This is a genomic window from Aestuariivivens sediminicola (assembly GCF_022662015.1).
Classification (GTDB): Bacteria; Bacteroidota; Bacteroidia; order Flavobacteriales; family Flavobacteriaceae; genus Aestuariivivens; species Aestuariivivens sediminicola.
Map to the genome: position 1 here is coordinate 152,134 of NZ_JAKMCM010000004.1, position 15,430 is coordinate 167,563.

18 protein-coding genes are annotated in these 15,430 nt (G+C 39.6%); 10 read left to right on the top strand and 8 right to left on the bottom strand.

Going from position 1 to position 15,430, the window contains the following annotated elements:
• Positions 1-3 precede the first annotated feature (3 nt).
• Together MR041_RS10605 and MR041_RS10610 are read left to right on the top strand one after the other, a co-directional pair.
• A complete protein-coding gene (locus MR041_RS10605) occupies positions 4-1,191 on the top strand; it encodes a retropepsin-like aspartic protease (protein ID WP_242093716.1) in 1,188 nt (395 codons plus the stop codon).
• Positions 1,192-1,201: 10 nt separating this feature from the next.
• Positions 1,202-1,735: a PH domain-containing protein gene (locus MR041_RS10610; RefSeq protein WP_242093718.1), complete on the top strand. Its 534-nt coding sequence runs from the start codon at positions 1,202-1,204 to the stop codon at positions 1,733-1,735.
• A gap of 45 nt (positions 1,736-1,780) precedes the next feature.
• Here the strand turns inward: MR041_RS10610 and MR041_RS10615 are convergent, their stop codons facing one another.
• A complete protein-coding gene (locus tag MR041_RS10615) occupies positions 1,781-2,527 on the bottom strand; it encodes a hypothetical protein (RefSeq protein ID WP_242093720.1) in 747 nt (248 codons plus the stop codon).
• A gap of 136 nt (positions 2,528-2,663) precedes the next feature.
• On the opposite strand from MR041_RS10615, the gene MR041_RS10620 reads away from it, so the two are divergent.
• Together MR041_RS10620 and MR041_RS10625 are read left to right on the top strand one after the other, a co-directional pair.
• Positions 2,664-3,362 carry a T9SS type A sorting domain-containing protein gene (locus MR041_RS10620; protein WP_242093722.1) on the top strand — a complete coding sequence of 233 codons (699 nt, stop codon included), beginning with the start codon at positions 2,664-2,666 and terminating at the stop codon, positions 3,360-3,362.
• A gap of 101 nt (positions 3,363-3,463) precedes the next feature.
• On the top strand, positions 3,464-5,056 hold the full coding sequence (locus MR041_RS10625; protein WP_242093723.1) for a sulfatase: 1,593 nt from the start codon (positions 3,464-3,466) through the stop codon (positions 5,054-5,056).
• Between the two features lie 15 nt (positions 5,057-5,071).
• Here MR041_RS10625 and MR041_RS10630 read toward each other — a convergent pair whose 3' ends face one another.
• The gene (locus tag MR041_RS10630) at positions 5,072-6,211 is read right to left on the bottom strand and encodes a cysteine desulfurase family protein (protein ID WP_242094076.1); all 1,140 of its coding nucleotides are present in this window, start codon (positions 6,209-6,211) and stop codon (positions 5,072-5,074) included.
• A 107-nt stretch (positions 6,212-6,318) separates the two neighbouring features.
• Between MR041_RS10630 and MR041_RS10635 the strand changes: the two genes are divergently transcribed.
• Positions 6,319-7,215 (top strand): hypothetical protein, encoded by an 897-nt coding sequence (locus MR041_RS10635; protein WP_242093724.1) that lies wholly within the window; start codon positions 6,319-6,321, stop codon positions 7,213-7,215.
• Here MR041_RS10635 and MR041_RS10640 read toward each other — a convergent pair.
• Both MR041_RS10640 and MR041_RS10645 read right to left on the bottom strand, forming a co-directional pair.
• On the bottom strand, positions 7,212-7,781 hold the full coding sequence (locus MR041_RS10640; RefSeq protein ID WP_339328754.1) for a Smr/MutS family protein: 570 nt from the start codon (positions 7,779-7,781) through the stop codon (positions 7,212-7,214). The two genes, MR041_RS10635 and MR041_RS10640, sit on opposite strands and share 4 nt — an antisense overlap.
• A gap of 104 nt (positions 7,782-7,885) precedes the next feature.
• Entirely contained in the window at positions 7,886-8,083 is a 198-nt protein-coding gene (locus MR041_RS10645; protein ID WP_242093726.1) for a hypothetical protein, read from the bottom strand.
• A 135-nt stretch (positions 8,084-8,218) separates the two neighbouring features.
• Between MR041_RS10645 and MR041_RS10650 the strand changes: the two genes are divergently transcribed.
• Positions 8,219-8,470 (top strand): DUF2752 domain-containing protein, encoded by a 252-nt coding sequence (locus tag MR041_RS10650; RefSeq protein WP_339328755.1) that lies wholly within the window; start codon positions 8,219-8,221, stop codon positions 8,468-8,470.
• A gap of 9 nt (positions 8,471-8,479) precedes the next feature.
• Complete coding sequence (locus tag MR041_RS10655) at positions 8,480-8,806, top strand: CCC motif membrane protein (RefSeq protein ID WP_242093730.1); 327 nt, start codon at positions 8,480-8,482, stop codon at positions 8,804-8,806.
• Between the two features lie 59 nt (positions 8,807-8,865).
• Here MR041_RS10655 and rocD read toward each other — a convergent pair whose 3' ends face one another.
• The 3 genes from rocD to MR041_RS10670 all read right to left on the bottom strand — a co-directional run bounded on the left by rocD (position 8,866) and on the right by MR041_RS10670 (position 11,273).
• The gene (rocD, locus tag MR041_RS10660) at positions 8,866-10,107 is read right to left on the bottom strand and encodes an ornithine--oxo-acid transaminase (protein WP_242093732.1); all 1,242 of its coding nucleotides are present in this window, start codon (positions 10,105-10,107) and stop codon (positions 8,866-8,868) included.
• 226 nt (positions 10,108-10,333) lie between these two features.
• Positions 10,334-10,720, bottom strand: a complete 387-nt coding sequence (locus MR041_RS10665) for a DUF6768 family protein (protein ID WP_242093734.1) — start codon at positions 10,718-10,720, stop codon at positions 10,334-10,336.
• Positions 10,721-10,739: 19 nt separating this feature from the next.
• Positions 10,740-11,273, bottom strand: coding sequence for an RNA polymerase sigma factor (locus MR041_RS10670; RefSeq protein ID WP_242093735.1), 534 nt, complete (start codon positions 11,271-11,273; stop codon positions 10,740-10,742).
• Between the two features lie 152 nt (positions 11,274-11,425).
• Between MR041_RS10670 and rlmD the strand changes: the two genes are divergently transcribed.
• From rlmD to MR041_RS10685, 3 genes are read left to right on the top strand one after another with little or no spacing between them, the layout of a single operon-like run.
• A complete protein-coding gene (rlmD, locus tag MR041_RS10675; RefSeq protein WP_242093737.1) occupies positions 11,426-12,850 on the top strand; it encodes a 23S rRNA (uracil(1939)-C(5))-methyltransferase RlmD in 1,425 nt (474 codons plus the stop codon).
• A gap of 4 nt (positions 12,851-12,854) precedes the next feature.
• Positions 12,855-13,394 (top strand): DUF6452 family protein, encoded by a 540-nt coding sequence (locus MR041_RS10680; protein WP_242093739.1) that lies wholly within the window; start codon positions 12,855-12,857, stop codon positions 13,392-13,394.
• Positions 13,360-14,097, top strand: a complete 738-nt coding sequence (locus MR041_RS10685; RefSeq protein ID WP_242093741.1) for a DUF6048 family protein — start codon at positions 13,360-13,362, stop codon at positions 14,095-14,097. The genes MR041_RS10680 and MR041_RS10685 overlap by 35 nt, the downstream gene beginning before the upstream one ends.
• A gap of 146 nt (positions 14,098-14,243) precedes the next feature.
• Here the strand turns inward: MR041_RS10685 and ychF are convergent, their stop codons facing one another.
• Complete coding sequence (gene ychF / locus MR041_RS10690; RefSeq protein WP_242093743.1) at positions 14,244-15,338, bottom strand: redox-regulated ATPase YchF; 1,095 nt, start codon at positions 15,336-15,338, stop codon at positions 14,244-14,246.
• Positions 15,339-15,430: the final 92 nt, after the last annotated feature.

A 15,430-nucleotide genomic window follows, 5' to 3' on the forward strand; every position in this document is an offset into this window, starting at 1 on the left:
ATCATGGTTAGACAGGTCCTTAGTTCTATTTTTTTACTCGTATGTTTCAATTTCGTTCTGGGGCAAAAAACGACCTTTAAGACCGGTAAACCCACAGATCGTACCTATTACACTCAAATAGCCTATGAGAATATTGGGGGAAAGTTAATCGTACCCGTTGTTATCAATGATAAAATGTATAAATTCCTGTTTGATACCGGTGCGCCCAACTTAATATCCACGGCCATTGCATCCGATATCGTCCTTAAGGATAGTAAGTCCATTTCAGTTTCGGATGCCAACCAAAAAAAACAACTTATGAATTTGGCCACTATTCCCTTTTTAACTATCGGGAATGTAACCTTTAAAAATACCAGTGCACTGGTCTTTATGGATACCAATAATCTGGTTTTCGACTGTTATGAGGTCGATGGTATCATCGGAAGTAATCTTTTACGAAAGTCCATTGTGCAGATAAGGCCCAAAGAGCGAATCATTATTTTAACAAATGATAGAAAAAAAATAGAAATAGATACAAACAAAGGCGTGGACCTCATGCTCAGAGGCAATCAAAGTAGCCCGTATATTTCCATAAAATTGAAATCCAAGAAATCAGCCAAGGAAGACGTGCTTATTGATACCGGTGCCAGCGGATTCTATGATATGTGTAAAGCGAATTACCGTGTTCTGGAACGACATGAGGTATTACAACCAGTTGCCTCCGGTCTGGGGACTTCCAGTATCGGGTTATTTGGTAATTCAGATCAGGATACACAATATCAGGTAAAGATACCTGAAATAGAAATTGATGGCCATACCTTTAAAAATATCGCAACAATAACTTCGGGAGACGATAACTCCAGACTGGGTTCTGATATTTTTGAATATGGTGATTTAACCTTAGATTTTATTCGCAAAAGGGTTTATTTTCATCCTTTTGCTTCAGAAAGTAATTTGATGGAACGGCATTTGGGACTGACTCCCACAATAGAAAACAATAAACTGGTTGTTGGCATGATATGGGATGATAGCTTATTGGAAACTGTAAATCTCGGAGATGAGATTGTCAAAGTGAATGCTATCGATGTAACTCAACTGAATATATGTAAGTTATTGACTGAGCACTCCCCTTTCAAAACCTCGGAAATTTTGGATATCACGTTGATAAACAAATCCGGTAACACGTATTCGCTAACTCTAAAAAAATATTAATTCGATTCGTATGTCTTCACAAAACACCATCATAAAAGAAGCGCAGTTCAGTCCTAAAATAAAGACTTATATTCTGCTGGCAGTAGCATTCTTTTGCACCATCAGTATTATTGGTATTCCTTTTTTAATTGTTTGGCTCTTAGGTTTGGGGCAGTATATAGGGCGACGTTATTATGAAAATATTCATTGCAGATTAACGAACAAACATCTCGAATTTAAAAAGGGTGTCTTTTTTAAGGTTGAAAAAACCATACCCTTAGAAAACATCCAGGATATCACCTTCATTGAAAATCCGTTTCTCAACTATTTGGATCTCAGGATTCTCAAAATAGAAACCGCTGGACATAGCAATCCCGGAGGCAGCGACATGAAGCTCATCGGCATTATGGATACACAGGGGTTTAAGCAGGCCGTGCTGGATCAGCGCGAAGTTTTACTTTCTAATTCAAAACCAGATAACAAGGGTTATCAGGGTGTCGAAAAAACAAATCTCTTATTGGAAAACATAAGAGATTTGCTTGAAATTATAAAAGATAAGTCCTAGGATCAGCCCGGTGTATACCTTGTCTTTGCAATTATGGCCAATTATTTACCTGGCCTTATGAGTTCGTGTAATAACATATCTGATATCGTAAATTTCTGCACTGGCATCCGAAACGATTTTAACTGTACCACCATTCGCTTCCCAGGTATCTAAGGTATAGGCACTGAAAGAACTCAAATAGTAATGTTCTACCCCGTTACCTTTGGACATGATAAAATCCCGAATGTAAATTTCACCAACAGCACCTCCAATATCAATTGCAACAGTTAATTTGGTTACTGCCGCAGTCGTAGGTCGTGCTTTGAACTCTATATTTACATTAATTCCATCTCCGTTCCTTCCTGTTATCGTAGAATTTGAAGCATTGTAAAATGTTGTAATATCTGTTGGTTTTTGACTATCTCTAATGGTCATTGCATTATTTGGCAGGGTAACCTTATTAGAAGCCGTTAGCGCTAATGGACTGGCGGAATTATAAACACCATCCCTATAATCGGCCCAGCCGGTGTAATCGTTAAGGCTATTTTCATTAATAAGTTTTAACCATTCGGCTCCGGTATAATGAAAAAAGGCATTTTCATCGGTATCGTAAACAACCAATCCAGAAGCAGGGTTAGCAATGGCAAGACGCTGTACTTCGGTCATTCTGGGGGTAAGCATACCCTGTGTGGTGGACGACAGGTCCAGGATCGAAGACGCATCAGGCGAATTCGTCCCAATTCCAACCTGGGCATACACCAGGGCATTCAATAAAATAGCAATTAAAACAAATTGAGGTTTAAAATAATTCATGATTTGGGTTTTTATTTGAGAGGGACAAACATAGATAAAAAATCGATTAAATGCAATATATTATCGTTTAAATGCATTTTTTTCTTGTTTTTTTAAAATTTAATTCTACTTTTGAGACCGCTAAACCCCAAACATTATGAAGTTAAATGCTACATTTTTAATCTGTATATTCAGTATTTTAAGTCTTTCAGGTAATGCTCAGGACCTATACCTATCTAGTGGTTATGCCTTGGACATAATGAGCGCGACCCAGATCTATTTTAATGGGTTAGAACTGGTTCCTAGTACTGATTTTCAAATAAATGGGGCAAATGCCCTAACAAAGACCAATACCCCAATAAATGCTGAAAGTATTAACAGGGTGTTTAGTTTTGACAATACTATCACTAACTTCGAAGGAGACCTCGTCTTGTACTATGAGGATGCCGAACTGAATGGCATTCTAGAAAGTAATCTGGTACTCCAATTGGAGGACGATATAAACGTCTGGCATCCGTATACGTCCAGTATAGATGCAAACAACAATACCATTACTTACAATTTTATTAGTCCCGTAAGTTTTATTTCTGTAACAGCTTCAGATGGAACCACATTGACAACAGATGAATTCGAAAGCACCAATATACAGGTGTATCCCAATCCTACAGTAGAACGCGTAGATATCACAACGCCACTAAATGTGGAATCATGTTTATTTGATGCAACCGGAAAACAATTACTTAAAACGCGGAATACTACTTTAGATGTCTCCAGTTTACCTTCAGGCATGTACTTGCTCGTCATTGAAAATCTGCAGAGCCAACACCTGAAGACCTATAAAATTATCAAAGGTTAGCACTTCAGGCGCAATTTGAAAATAAATGTTTTACTTTTGGGCTTATTATCACAATAAGCCTTTTTGTTTTATTATTTCCTGACTGAATTATCTTGAATATCATGACTGTTAAATCCTTACTGCTTTTCACCTTTACTCTTGGTGCCATGATCTCATGCCGGACCAAGTTTGAAAAAAAAGAGCCTAATAAGCGACCTAATGTCGTATTCATTTTGGTTGATGATTTAGGTTATCACGACCTTAGTTTCACTGGAAGTCCCTTTTATGAGACACCCAACATTGATCGCCTTGCTCAGGAAAGTATGGTTTTTACTCAGGGTTATGCAGCCAGTCGCGTCTGCAGCCCTTCCAGGGCAAGTATTATGACCGGTAAGTTTACAGCACGGCATGGAATAACCGATTGGATTGGTGCCGCATATGGTGAAGATTGGCGTAAAACCAACAGACATGATAAATTACTTCCGGCAGATTATGAACATGCACTACCCGACAGTGAGATGACCCTGGCTGAGGCACTAAAAAACGAGGGATACAAAACCTTCTTTGGAGGAAAGTGGCACCTGGGAAGTAAAGGATCCTATCCGGAGGACCATGGTTTTGATATTAATGTAGGCGGGTGGGAATCTGGAAGCCCGAAAGGAGGTTATTTCTCTCCCTGGAAAAATCCGAATCTTGACAACAGATTTGATGGTGAAAACCTTTCCATGCGATTGGCCACGGAGACGGCCGATTTTATCCGAAAGCATAAGGACAGCTCCTTTTTTGCCTTTCTATCATTCTATGCCGTTCATGGTCCCATTCAAACCGCACAGAACAAATGGGAAAAGTACAGGTCCAAAGCGAGTGAATTGGGAATAAAGGATAGAGGCTACAAAATGGAACGTGTGCTTCCCATCAGGCAAGTACAGGACAACCCCATTTATGCGGGACTGGTAGAACATATGGATGATGCGGTTGGTTATCTGCTAAATACCCTAGATGAATTGGGTCTGGATGATAATACAATTATACTATTTACATCAGACAATGGTGGTGTGGCATCAGGAGACAACTATTCAACGTCCAATTTACCTTTACGGGGTGGCAAAGGGTACCAATGGGAAGGGGGTATCCGTGAACCCTACTTTATAAAAGCACCATGGTTGAATACCAAGGGAATGACTCATGATTATCCTGTTATTGGAACCGATTTTTATCCGACGATTCTCGATTTGGCTGAAATAGAATTGATCCCTGATCAGCATACAGATGGTGCAAGTCTAAAACCGCTGCTGGAAGGTCAACAAAACCTTCCTGAAAGACCTCTGTATTGGCATTACCCGCATTACGGAAATCAAGGCGGTGAGCCTTCATCCATTATTAGAGAAGGTCAATGGAAGTTAATTCATTACTGGGAGGATAACAGAAATGAATTATACGATTTACAAAAGGATCCCGAAGAAAATCAGGATGTATCCAACCTGAATACCGAAATCACCAAGACCTTGCAATTGAAATTAATGGAATGGTTGAAATCGGTCGATGCCAAACAACCCGTAAAGGATACGCTTTACAACGATAGCTTATCACAAAAACGTAAAGCATATATGACATCGACGCTTTTACCACGATTGGAGCAGGAGCGCCTAAACGTATTATCGATAGATTTTGAGCCAAATCCAGATTGGTGGAACAGCAAAGTCACAACAGACTAAAACCATTCATCATACTCAAATAAAGGTTTTTAGCTCTTTTATGAGATAGTCAATCTCCTCTTTGGTATTATAGATGCTGAACGAAAACCGAACAGACGGTTTTTTTAAATCGTCATGATCCAGTAGTTCTGACAAAACATGTGAGTTCTGTTTACTTCCGCTTTGGCATGCACTGCCCTTTGAACAGGCTATTCCCTTCAGATCAAGCTGAAATAAAAACAGAGAAGCCTTATCAAAAGCAATCGGGAGACAGACATTTACAAGTGTATATGTACTTTTGTCCATATCTCCCGAATGACCGTTGAATTTAGCCCCGGGAATTTCTGATGTTAGTTTTGAAATAAAATAGCGCTTTAAACTTCTGATGTATTCACGCTCTGTTTCCAAATTTGAATACGCCATAGTCATGGCTTTTTCCAATCCAACAATATTATGAATACACTCTGTCCCAGCACGCAAACCGCGTTCCTGTTCGCCTCCAAAAATTAAGGGTTTCAAGCCTGAATCCTTTCGAACAAAGGCGAACCCCACCCCTTTAGGACCGTGAAATTTATGAGCACTTGCCACCAGAAAGTCAATAGGGATGTCATCTAATGGTAATTCATAATGACCCACAGACTGCACCGTATCACTGTGGAAAAGTGCATTATGTGCTTTGCAGAGCAATGCTACTTTTTTTAAATCAATAATATTCCCGATCTCATTGTTAATGTGCATAAGACTCACCAGAATATGCTCCGAACCGGAAAGCAATGTTTCTAGATGCTGAAAATCAATTGCGCCGTGGGCATTTAATTCTACATAATCGACCTGCAAATCATATTCAATCTGTAATTGCTCTATGCAATGTAAAACCGCATGGTGTTCTGTTCTTGCCGTAATGATATGCTTAACACCCAGATCTCTCACAGCGCTTCTGAGCACCAAGTTATCTGCTTCAGTCCCTCCGGAAGTGAAGAAAATTTCACCGGCCGAAACATGAAATTGTTTGGCAATTGCCTTCCTGCATTTTTCAACGAGCGTTTTGGCAGAACGACCAAAACCATGAGAGGAAGAGGGATTCCCATAGGTGTTTTTCATGGTCCCCGCCATCGCTTCAATAACCTCATTTCTCATGGGTGTTGTAGCCGCATTATCAAAATAAATGGTCCTCATAATATGTGACATTTCCTTATCTGAGCCAAAAATACTTGAAATAAAATTATTATCAATATCACGCGTTATAAAATACAATTCTATTATTTTTGCCTAAAACCCAAACCATGCGAAAGGTATTATTTGCTGTACTGACCTTAGGTCTTTTTTTTCAAAGCTCCTGTGACGATGGAGATATCTTAACCATCGAATTTGATTTTGATGATACCTATAGAAGTTGTGGCGACCTGGTCTTTTACAAAATTAAAAACGACCCGGCAGAATCGTTGTCCCTGGAGGTCAATGATGTGGATTTTGAGGATCTATTCGATCTTTCGGCCGGAGAGACCCTGGAGCTAAGGTCCAATTCAAATACATTCAATTACCGAACCTACAGTAATACCAATTTACCCTCCAACTTATTTTGCAATGCCATTCCCCCCTCCGAGATCACTATAACCGGAGATCGAGAAAGTTCAAATGATACTGCTATTTTCACGGTCGACCTGGAAGAAGATGACAATGACGGCATACCTGCTGAATTTGAAGATCTGAACGGCAATGGGAACTATGAAGATGACGACACCGATGGTGATGGAATTCCAAATTATTTAGATCAGGACGATGATGGGGACAATGTATTTACGACTACGGAGAAGCCCAATTTTTCGGATGAAGATGGTTTAGCCAATGCTCAAGATACCGATGGCGATGGTACTCCGGATTATCTGGATACCGATGATGATGACGATGGTATTCCTACACGGGATGAGGAAAGTGTTGAACAGGATAACAACCCTACAAATGACATTAAAGATCCCAATGTGGGAGCTGACTATTTAAATAAAGATGTGAACCTGAGTGTTCCGGCGGTAGCGTACCGTGAGCACACCATATTTCAGACATTTTCCATTGCCCTCTATATTGAAGATGTGAATTTAGAGATTATAACACAAGATTTTGATTTCGGAATTTTGGAAGACGGTGCCACTTCCAAAACCAGAAAATTGACTCCTGATTTTTAATTTTTAGGATTTGCATTTTGGTAAATATAAACTTCTGTGGCCCCGGATCCGTATTTCTGATAGTTGGCATCATAAAACCTTAGATTATCGTAGCGCTTAAACAGATACTCCAGTTCCAGTCTTAATACACCCTCTCCTACCCCGTGAATAAAGACGATTCGTTGAATGCGTTTATTCATAGCAAATTCCAATTTGCGTTTTGCGGTATCCAGTTGTAGGTTCAACATGTCATGCTTAGACATACCTTTGGTAGAATCTATCAATTGATGAATATGAAGGTCCACTTCCATGGCAGGAGCGCTACCTTGCTTCGTCTTTTTTACAGGCCGTTTTCTTATGGGATGTTCCGCTTTTTGAGCTATGACGTCAGCCACTTCATCTGATGACATCAGGTCACTATGAAAGGCCTTGTCCTTTGGTTTTAGAATTAGAGCAGCATACGGAAAATCCAATACAAATCCATCTTTTGTTTCTATAGAGACATGCGTATCATGAACGGCTCTTACCACACCGGTTAAATCCTCATCTAATACGACCACTATATCTCCCAATTTAAAGGACATCATCTAAAATTTATCTCTAAAAGTGAATAAAAGAAGCGTTTTACATGTGTAAAATTCAATTATCATCACCTTTATCACATGCATTTAAACCAACGATCTTATTCGAATTATACATCCTTTTCATCAATCTGATCATCCGCATCGCGATCTCGCCGACTCGGAATGGTCCTCGAAATTCGATAAACACCAATCATTAAAATGCAAATACCGCCAATTAAAACATATACATTCTGATGCGCTCCAGCCTCGGCATAAATCGCCACAATGGCGCCAATAAGAATCAGCAGGTAATTTAAATATGTCATGTTCTATTAAGGTATTTAGTTGAAAGAGCGGAATGGATTAAATGATCAAATCTTTTACTCATAAGACAAATTTAATATATTAGCCCTACAATTTTACAATTTATGTCGGGTATTGACGATTACATGTTACCATGCTTGAATAAGAAACTCCTCGGATTTGAATGCCTGGGATGTGGTATGCAGCGATCGGCATCTTTAGTTCTGAAAGGTGAATTCACAGAGGCCTTTTACATGTATCCCGCTATCTATACACTCATATTATTATTTGTAATAATTGCGATTAATCATTTTAATAATTTTAAATATGCCTCCAAAGTAATCACTGTATTGGTCATATTAAATGTTATTATTATAGTTGGAAACTTCGCTATTAAACTAACCCATTAAACATACATTATGGAACAACAAAAACTCAACACGACTCTAGTTTACGTCCTCGCTATCTTCGGCCTCTTATGCTGCTGTTTTGGTGGATTGGGGTTCATCTTATCCGGTATTGCATTTTACATCGCCCACAGCAAATTGAAATCGGTTGAAGACGCCCCGGAAAATTTCGATCCTTCCAGCGTCAAGGCCATGCAAACGGCAAAGATTGTAGCGATGGTCATCTTAATAATTAACATCTTATATTTAGTGATGACCATATACAGAATTGCAACAGTCGGATGGGATGAAATCATGAGTCAATCTCAGGAGATCATGGAGCAAATGCAAAATCAATAAATAGTATATATCGGGCTATCTTTAAAATAAGTGCAATTTTACAGATAGCCCTATCTTATTTAAGTTCTGAAGGCTTTCAATGTATTTCCAATAATAGCAATGCATTCCATTAACTGATCCTGGGTCATTACCAAAGGAGGTGCAAAACGGATTATATTGCCATGCGTTGGTTTGGCCAACAAGCCATTGTCCCTAAGTTTCATGCATATATCCCATGCGGTTGAACTGTCTTCAGAATCGTTTATAACAATAGCATTTAAAAGCCCTTTGCCCCTAACGAGTCTCACCAGGTCCGTTGTATCCACAAGATCCTGCATGGCAGCTCTGAAGAGTTCACCCAATCGTTCAGCATTTTCGGCCAAATGTTCTTCTTCTACGACCTTCAAAGCGGCCTTTGCCACTGCACATGCCAATGGATTGCCACCAAAGGTAGACCCGTGATTTCCGGGTCTGATGACGGTCATGATCTCATTATCAGCCAATACAGCTGATACCGGAATAACACCACCCGAAAGAGCCTTCCCCAAAATAAGAATATCAGGTTTGATACCGCAATGGTCTACAGCGAGTAATTTACCGGTTCGCGCAACACCGGTCTGCACTTCATCTGCCACAAAGAGCACATTATTTTCTTTACAGAGTGTATAGGCCTCCTTAATATAATTTTTATCTGGCACATAAACCCCGGCTTCACCTTGTATGGGTTCAACCAGAAAAGCTGCAATGTTTTCATCTTCCAAAACGTCTCTAAGAGCGTCGATATCGTTATATCTAATCGATAGGATTCCCGGTGTAAAAGGTCCAAAATTTTCCGTGGCAACCGGGTCATTGGACGCTGAAATTATGGTCACGGTTCTTCCGTGAAAATTATTTTGACAAACCACAATTTTAGCATGATTTGCAGGAATTCCCTTCTTTTCATAGCCCCATTTACGGGCCAGTTTAATTGCCGTTTCTACAGCTTCGGCCCCCGTATTCATTGGCAGTACCTTATCAAAACCAAAGTATTGCGTAATGTATTTTTCATACATACCCAGTTGGTCATTGTAAAAAGCCCTTGAGGTCAGGGTTAAACGTTCCGCCTGCTGCCTCAAGGCACTGATGATTTTCGGGTGACAGTGGCCCTGGTTTACTGCAGAATAGGCAGACAAAAAATCGTAATACCGTTTGCCTTCCACATCCCAAACATACACGCCCTCTCCCCGTGTTAAAACAACCGGGAGCGGATGATAATTTTGGGCACCATACCTGTTCTCTAATGCAATTGCGTGTTGTGATGTCATGTTTTCTAAAACAGCCATTTTATAATCATTTAAAGTTTATGTCTTTGTAAAAGACACCATTTGACACTAATATTAGTGCAAATACGACTCATTAATTCTCGCTAAGCGAGTAAAATAACCATTCCTACTATACCTTTATCCTTTCGAGAATCCCAATAGTCATCGGGACGAAAATTCAGCGTGGGAGAGAAATCATCCTTAGATAGGTATGCAAGTTAGTAAATATGCCTTGTATTATAAAATCTTACTCAATTATTCTACCTGAAAGTGAAGAAATTTGTAATTCCATTCTTTTCATTTCTCTCATAAGCGCATTTCTGTGCATTTGCATCCACATATATAGTTTCAACATGCTTATCATGAAAAAGCACAGGATCACACCTCCCACCCATATTATGAGGTCGTTTGTATTATTGGTATCAAAGGTTTTTATGATACAATAAATCAATAATCCAAATACAATGGCGATTATAATGTTTAGCACCAGGGCCAGCCAGGAATTTTTGCCTTTAAACAGACCCCCGAGCATTTGAAATAAATTCTGTTCATCCAGTGCGTCATAAAATTTGGCTTCTTCTTCGTTTAATGTGTCTTTAATTAATTGGTCAATGTCTTCCATTTTATGCTTCATAATTCCTAAATTTTATAAGTTATTTTAATTTTTCTCTGGCATGATATAATCTGGATTTGGCTGTCCCTACCGATATGTCCAGTATCGTACTGATGTCCTTTAGGGAATACTCCTGAACATAGAACAATCTTATAACCTGTTGTTGCCGATGGGGTAATCGGTAAACAGCGTCTAAGATGTGCTGTTTAATATTATCGTTATCAGCACTTTCAGATCCATCTTTTTCGTTGGTGTCTATTTGCTGTCGCAATTGATTCTGCATGGTCTCAATCTTGTTCATGGCCTTTAGGGCATCAATGGACTTGGTATAAACGATTCGAGAAGCCCATGAACCAAAACTATAGGGATCCTTGAGCTTGCTTATGTTATTTATTATGGTATGCCAGGAGTCTTGTGCAATATCCTTTGCCAGATCGGCATCTTTCACTACCCAATAGGCCTTATCACAGAAGGTTCTATGCCAACGTCGTACTAATTTTATTAAAGCCCCTTGTTGACCTGACTGCCATTCTAAAACCAATTTACCATCAATTATACGATCGTTCTTACCCATTTAAAAAGCGCTTAGCTTAACTACCAGCATTTACAGTGTGACTCCATATTATAGACTTCAAAAAATAAAATAGGTTCAATTATTTTTTCATATTCGACTCAAAATCATTTAAAGTTAATAGTTTTATTTAACGCGATTAGTATTTTTGCAGCATGCCACGAAGAAAAAGCGGAAAACAACATTTTGAAAACATCGAAGTACTTGACGCAGGAGCAAAAGGGAAAAGCATTGCAAAGGCGCCGGATGGGAAAGTCATATTTTTGCCCAATGCCGTTCCCGGAGATGTTGTGGACGTGCAGACCTTTAAAAAACGTAAGGCGTATTATGAAGGTAAGGCCATTAATTTCCATACCCTCTCGCAAAAGCGTACCGAACCGGAATGCCGGCATTTTGGAGTTTGTGGTGGATGTAAATGGCAAAACATGGCCTATGAATATCAGTTGTTTTATAAGCAAAAGGAGGTGATTAACAATTTAACCCGTATTGGTCATATCACCTTACCCGAGGTCTTACCCATTATTGGTTCGAAGAAACACTATTACTACCGAAACAAGATGGAATTTTCCTTTAGTGACAGCCGTTGGTTATCCCAGGAGGAAATTGAATCTCAGGCAGCGATAGACAATAAAAATGCACTCGGCTTTCATATCCCCGGAATGTGGGACAAAATACTGGATATTGAGCACTGTCACCTGCAAGCCGATCCGTCAAATGCCATTAGGAATGCCGTAAAACAGTTTGCCATCAAAAACGATTTGGAATTCTTTAATACGCGTCATCAGACCGGGTTTCTTCGAACTATGATGATTCGAACATCAAGCACAGGTGAACTCATGGTATTAATTCAGTTCTTTAAGGATCATGTTGCCAAACGCGAATTGCTGCTTGATTATATCAGTGGAGCATTTCCTGAGATCACCTCCTTACTCTATGTCATTAATACAAAAGCAAACGATACCATCTATGATCAGGACATATTTTGCTATAAAGGAAAAGATCATATTAATGAAGAAATGGAGGGTTTACGATTTAAGATCAATGCAAAATCCTTTTATCAGACCAACTCAGAACAGGCTTATGCCTTATATAAATTAGTACGCGATTTTGCCGGATTGTCAGGATCGGAATTGGTATACGATTTGTATACCGGTACAGGAACCATAGCACAGTTTATTGCCAATAGGGCGAAGAAGGTCATTGGTATTGAATCGGTTCCGGATGCCATAAGCGCTGCCAAGGAAAATGCACAACAGAATAAAATTGATAATGCGGACTTTTTCGTTGGAGATATGAAACACCTGTTTAACGACCAATTTATAAGTATTCATGGGCGTCCGGATGTTATTATTACCGATCCTCCACGTGATGGCATGCATAAAGATGTCGTACAGCAAATACTGAATATTAGTCCTAAAAAAGTCGTTTACGTAAGTTGTAACAGTGCTACTCAGGCCAGGGATCTGGCATTGATGAATGCTATTTACAAGGTTACAAAGACTCAGGCTGTCGATATGTTTCCACAGACATATCATGTCGAAAATGTCGTACTTTTGGAACGTCGAGAAACTGATAATTAACCTTATGAAAAGCATACGCCTCCTTCTGTTCGTATTGATTGGTCTTAGTCATTTTGGTTGTGAACGAGATGATATCTGCCCAGAAAATACGCCTACCACCCCACGGTTAATCATTGACTTATATGATTTTGCCATTCAGGAAGAACAAAAAAATGTATTTGACTTTCGTGTACAGGGCATAGATAATGATGCCGTATTACCGGGGTATAACGTTATAGGGGCAACGAATAAGATCGTTTTGCCCTTACGAACAGATGCGAACGTGACGGCATACCGGCTTCATATCAACTACAGCATAAACGATAACGGAACTCCGGATAATCCAGATGATGACTTTACAGAAGGTAACGAGGATATCATTTCAATAAGCTATTCTACCGAATCGATTTATGTCTCTCGAGCTTGCGGTTATAAGACCGTATTCAGGAATGTGACCCTTACTGTAAATAATGATGCTGATAATTGGATAAAATTGAAAGAATCGCTAACCGACAATCAATCTATTGAAGATGAAACGACGACACACTTTAATTTATACCATTAAGACGGGACTCATGGTTCTGCTGTTTTGTGTGTCCTCCCAAGCACAGAATGATAGTTTACCCGCTATACCCCAGGATTCGGTTACCTATAAATTAAAATATGGTCTGCGTTTAGGTGGTGACCTGGGCAAACTCATTCGCTCATTTGTCGATGATGATTACAGCGGCTTCGAGGTGGTTGCAGATTATCGCCTGAAGAACAGACTTTATGTTGCAGGTGAACTCGGTGTTGAAGAAAAAAGTACCATCACAGATTATCTCAACGTTACGACCTCAGGTAGTTATTTAAAGGGTGGTATTGATTATAATTTATACCAGAACTGGTTGGACATGGATAATATGATTTATTCGGGGTTCCGACTTGGTGCCAGTACCTTTAGCCATACGAGAAATTCATTTCAAATTTACAGTACCGACCAGTATTGGGCACCGCAGTTCAGTTCTTCGGAAAGTGAGAAGTTTAGTGGGCTAACGGCCATGTGGATTGAAATAATCATCGGTATAAAGGCGGAACTTTTCAACAATTTATACCTGGGCTTAAATGTGCAACTCAAAGGGCTTATCAGTGAAACCGAACCAACCGGATTTGAAAATCTCTACATTCCGGGTTTCAATAAAACTTACGATACCAGCGGTATAGGTGTGGGATATGGCTATACCCTATCCTACCGTATTCCATTGTACAGTAAAAATAAATCGAATTAAGTTTTAGGTAAGTAATGGAAAAAGTTTAAACCCTTTTGAGATAAGCGGTTTAAAAGGCAGGAATTGCTGTTATCAATTTTAGAACACCCCACTGGGCGAATAGCAAATCATAAAAAAGAGGGAACTGAACTGTAATTCATTAAAAATTAGACATTAAAAAGGAAGTGCATCACGTCACCATCCTTAACGACATAGTTCTTTCCTTCAACACGCATTTTACCCGCCTCTTTCACTTTGGCCTCACTCCCATAGTGAACGTAATCATTATAGGCTATAACTTCAGCCCGAATGAATCCTTTTTCAAAATCGGTATGTATAACCCCGGCTGCCTGGGGTGCTGTTGCCCCGACTGTAACCGTCCAGGCACGAACCTCCTTAACACCCGCAGTAAAATACGTCTGCTGATTTAGCAGTTTGTATGCGCCGCGAATGAGTTTGGAAGAACCGGGTTCTTCAAGACCCATATCCTCCAAAAATAATTGACGCTCGTCATAATCGTCCAATTCGTTAATGTCGGCCTCTGTTCCTACCGCCAAAACCAAAACTTCGGCCCGTTCTCCCTTAACCGCTTCTTTAATCAAATCGACATACCGATTTCCAGTCACTGCAGAGGCTTCATCGACATTGCATATGTACATCACCGGTTTATCTGTTAGGCATTGCAAAGGCTTTACATAATCATTATAATCATCTTCGCTAAACGCTAAGGCACGAACTGAGGTACCCGTTTCCAAACCTGATTTTAGCTTGTCGAGGACGGCCTCTTCCTTTTGCGCCTCTTTATTACCTGTTTTTGCCGCCCTTCGCACCTTATCCAGCTTTTTTTCGACAGTTTCCAGATCTTTGAGTTGTAATTCCATATCGATGGTCTCCTTGTCCCGAATAGGATCAATACTTCCGTCTACATGTACAATATTATCGTTGTCAAAGCAGCGCAACACGTGCAAAATAGCATCAGTCTCTCTGATATTTCCCAGGAATTGATTACCCAGACCTTCACCTTTACTGGCCCCTTTTACTAAACCCGCTATATCGACGATCTCAACGGTTGCTGGCACAACACGCTCCGGTTTTACAAGAGATTCCAATGTTTGAAGTCGCTGATCCGGAACATTTACAACACCAATATTCGGTTCGATTGTACAAAATGGAAAATTTGCACTTTGTGCTTTGGCGTTGGACAGACAATTAAACAAAGTCGATTTTCCCACATTTGGTAATCCTACAATACCTGCTTTCATAACATTACATATATTTTATTTGGGCCCGATTTCACAAGCAGGTGCAAAGATATATTATATTAAATGTTTTTCAGTAATTTTTTATACACCGA

Coding starts and splice junctions, on each gene's coding strand:
- MR041_RS10625 (WP_242093723.1), top strand. CDS start 3,464: ATGACTGTTAAATCCTTACTGCTTTTCACCTTTACTCTTGGTGCCATG.
- MR041_RS10655 (WP_242093730.1), top strand. CDS start 8,480: ATGGAACAACAAAAACTCAACACGACTCTAGTTTACGTCCTCGCTATC.
- MR041_RS10610 (WP_242093718.1), top strand. CDS start 1,202: ATGTCTTCACAAAACACCATCATAAAAGAAGCGCAGTTCAGTCCTAAA.
- MR041_RS10685 (WP_242093741.1), top strand. CDS start 13,360: ATGAAACGACGACACACTTTAATTTATACCATTAAGACGGGACTCATG.
- MR041_RS10635 (WP_242093724.1), top strand. CDS start 6,319: ATGCGAAAGGTATTATTTGCTGTACTGACCTTAGGTCTTTTTTTTCAA.
- rlmD (WP_242093737.1), top strand. CDS start 11,426: ATGCCACGAAGAAAAAGCGGAAAACAACATTTTGAAAACATCGAAGTA.
- MR041_RS10665 (WP_242093734.1), bottom strand. CDS start 10,720: ATGAAGCATAAAATGGAAGACATTGACCAATTAATTAAAGACACATTA.
- MR041_RS10630 (WP_242094076.1), bottom strand. CDS start 6,211: ATGAGGACCATTTATTTTGATAATGCGGCTACAACACCCATGAGAAAT.
- MR041_RS10670 (WP_242093735.1), bottom strand. CDS start 11,273: ATGGGTAAGAACGATCGTATAATTGATGGTAAATTGGTTTTAGAATGG.
- MR041_RS10620 (WP_242093722.1), top strand. CDS start 2,664: ATGAAGTTAAATGCTACATTTTTAATCTGTATATTCAGTATTTTAAGT.
- rocD (WP_242093732.1), bottom strand. CDS start 10,107: ATGGCTGTTTTAGAAAACATGACATCACAACACGCAATTGCATTAGAG.
- MR041_RS10680 (WP_242093739.1), top strand. CDS start 12,855: ATGAAAAGCATACGCCTCCTTCTGTTCGTATTGATTGGTCTTAGTCAT.
- MR041_RS10640 (WP_339328754.1), bottom strand. CDS start 7,781: ATGATGTCCTTTAAATTGGGAGATATAGTGGTCGTATTAGATGAGGAT.
- MR041_RS10605 (WP_242093716.1), top strand. CDS start 4: ATGGTTAGACAGGTCCTTAGTTCTATTTTTTTACTCGTATGTTTCAAT.
- ychF (WP_242093743.1), bottom strand. CDS start 15,338: ATGAAAGCAGGTATTGTAGGATTACCAAATGTGGGAAAATCGACTTTG.
- MR041_RS10615 (WP_242093720.1), bottom strand. CDS start 2,527: ATGAATTATTTTAAACCTCAATTTGTTTTAATTGCTATTTTATTGAAT.
- MR041_RS10645 (WP_242093726.1), bottom strand. CDS start 8,083: ATGACATATTTAAATTACCTGCTGATTCTTATTGGCGCCATTGTGGCG.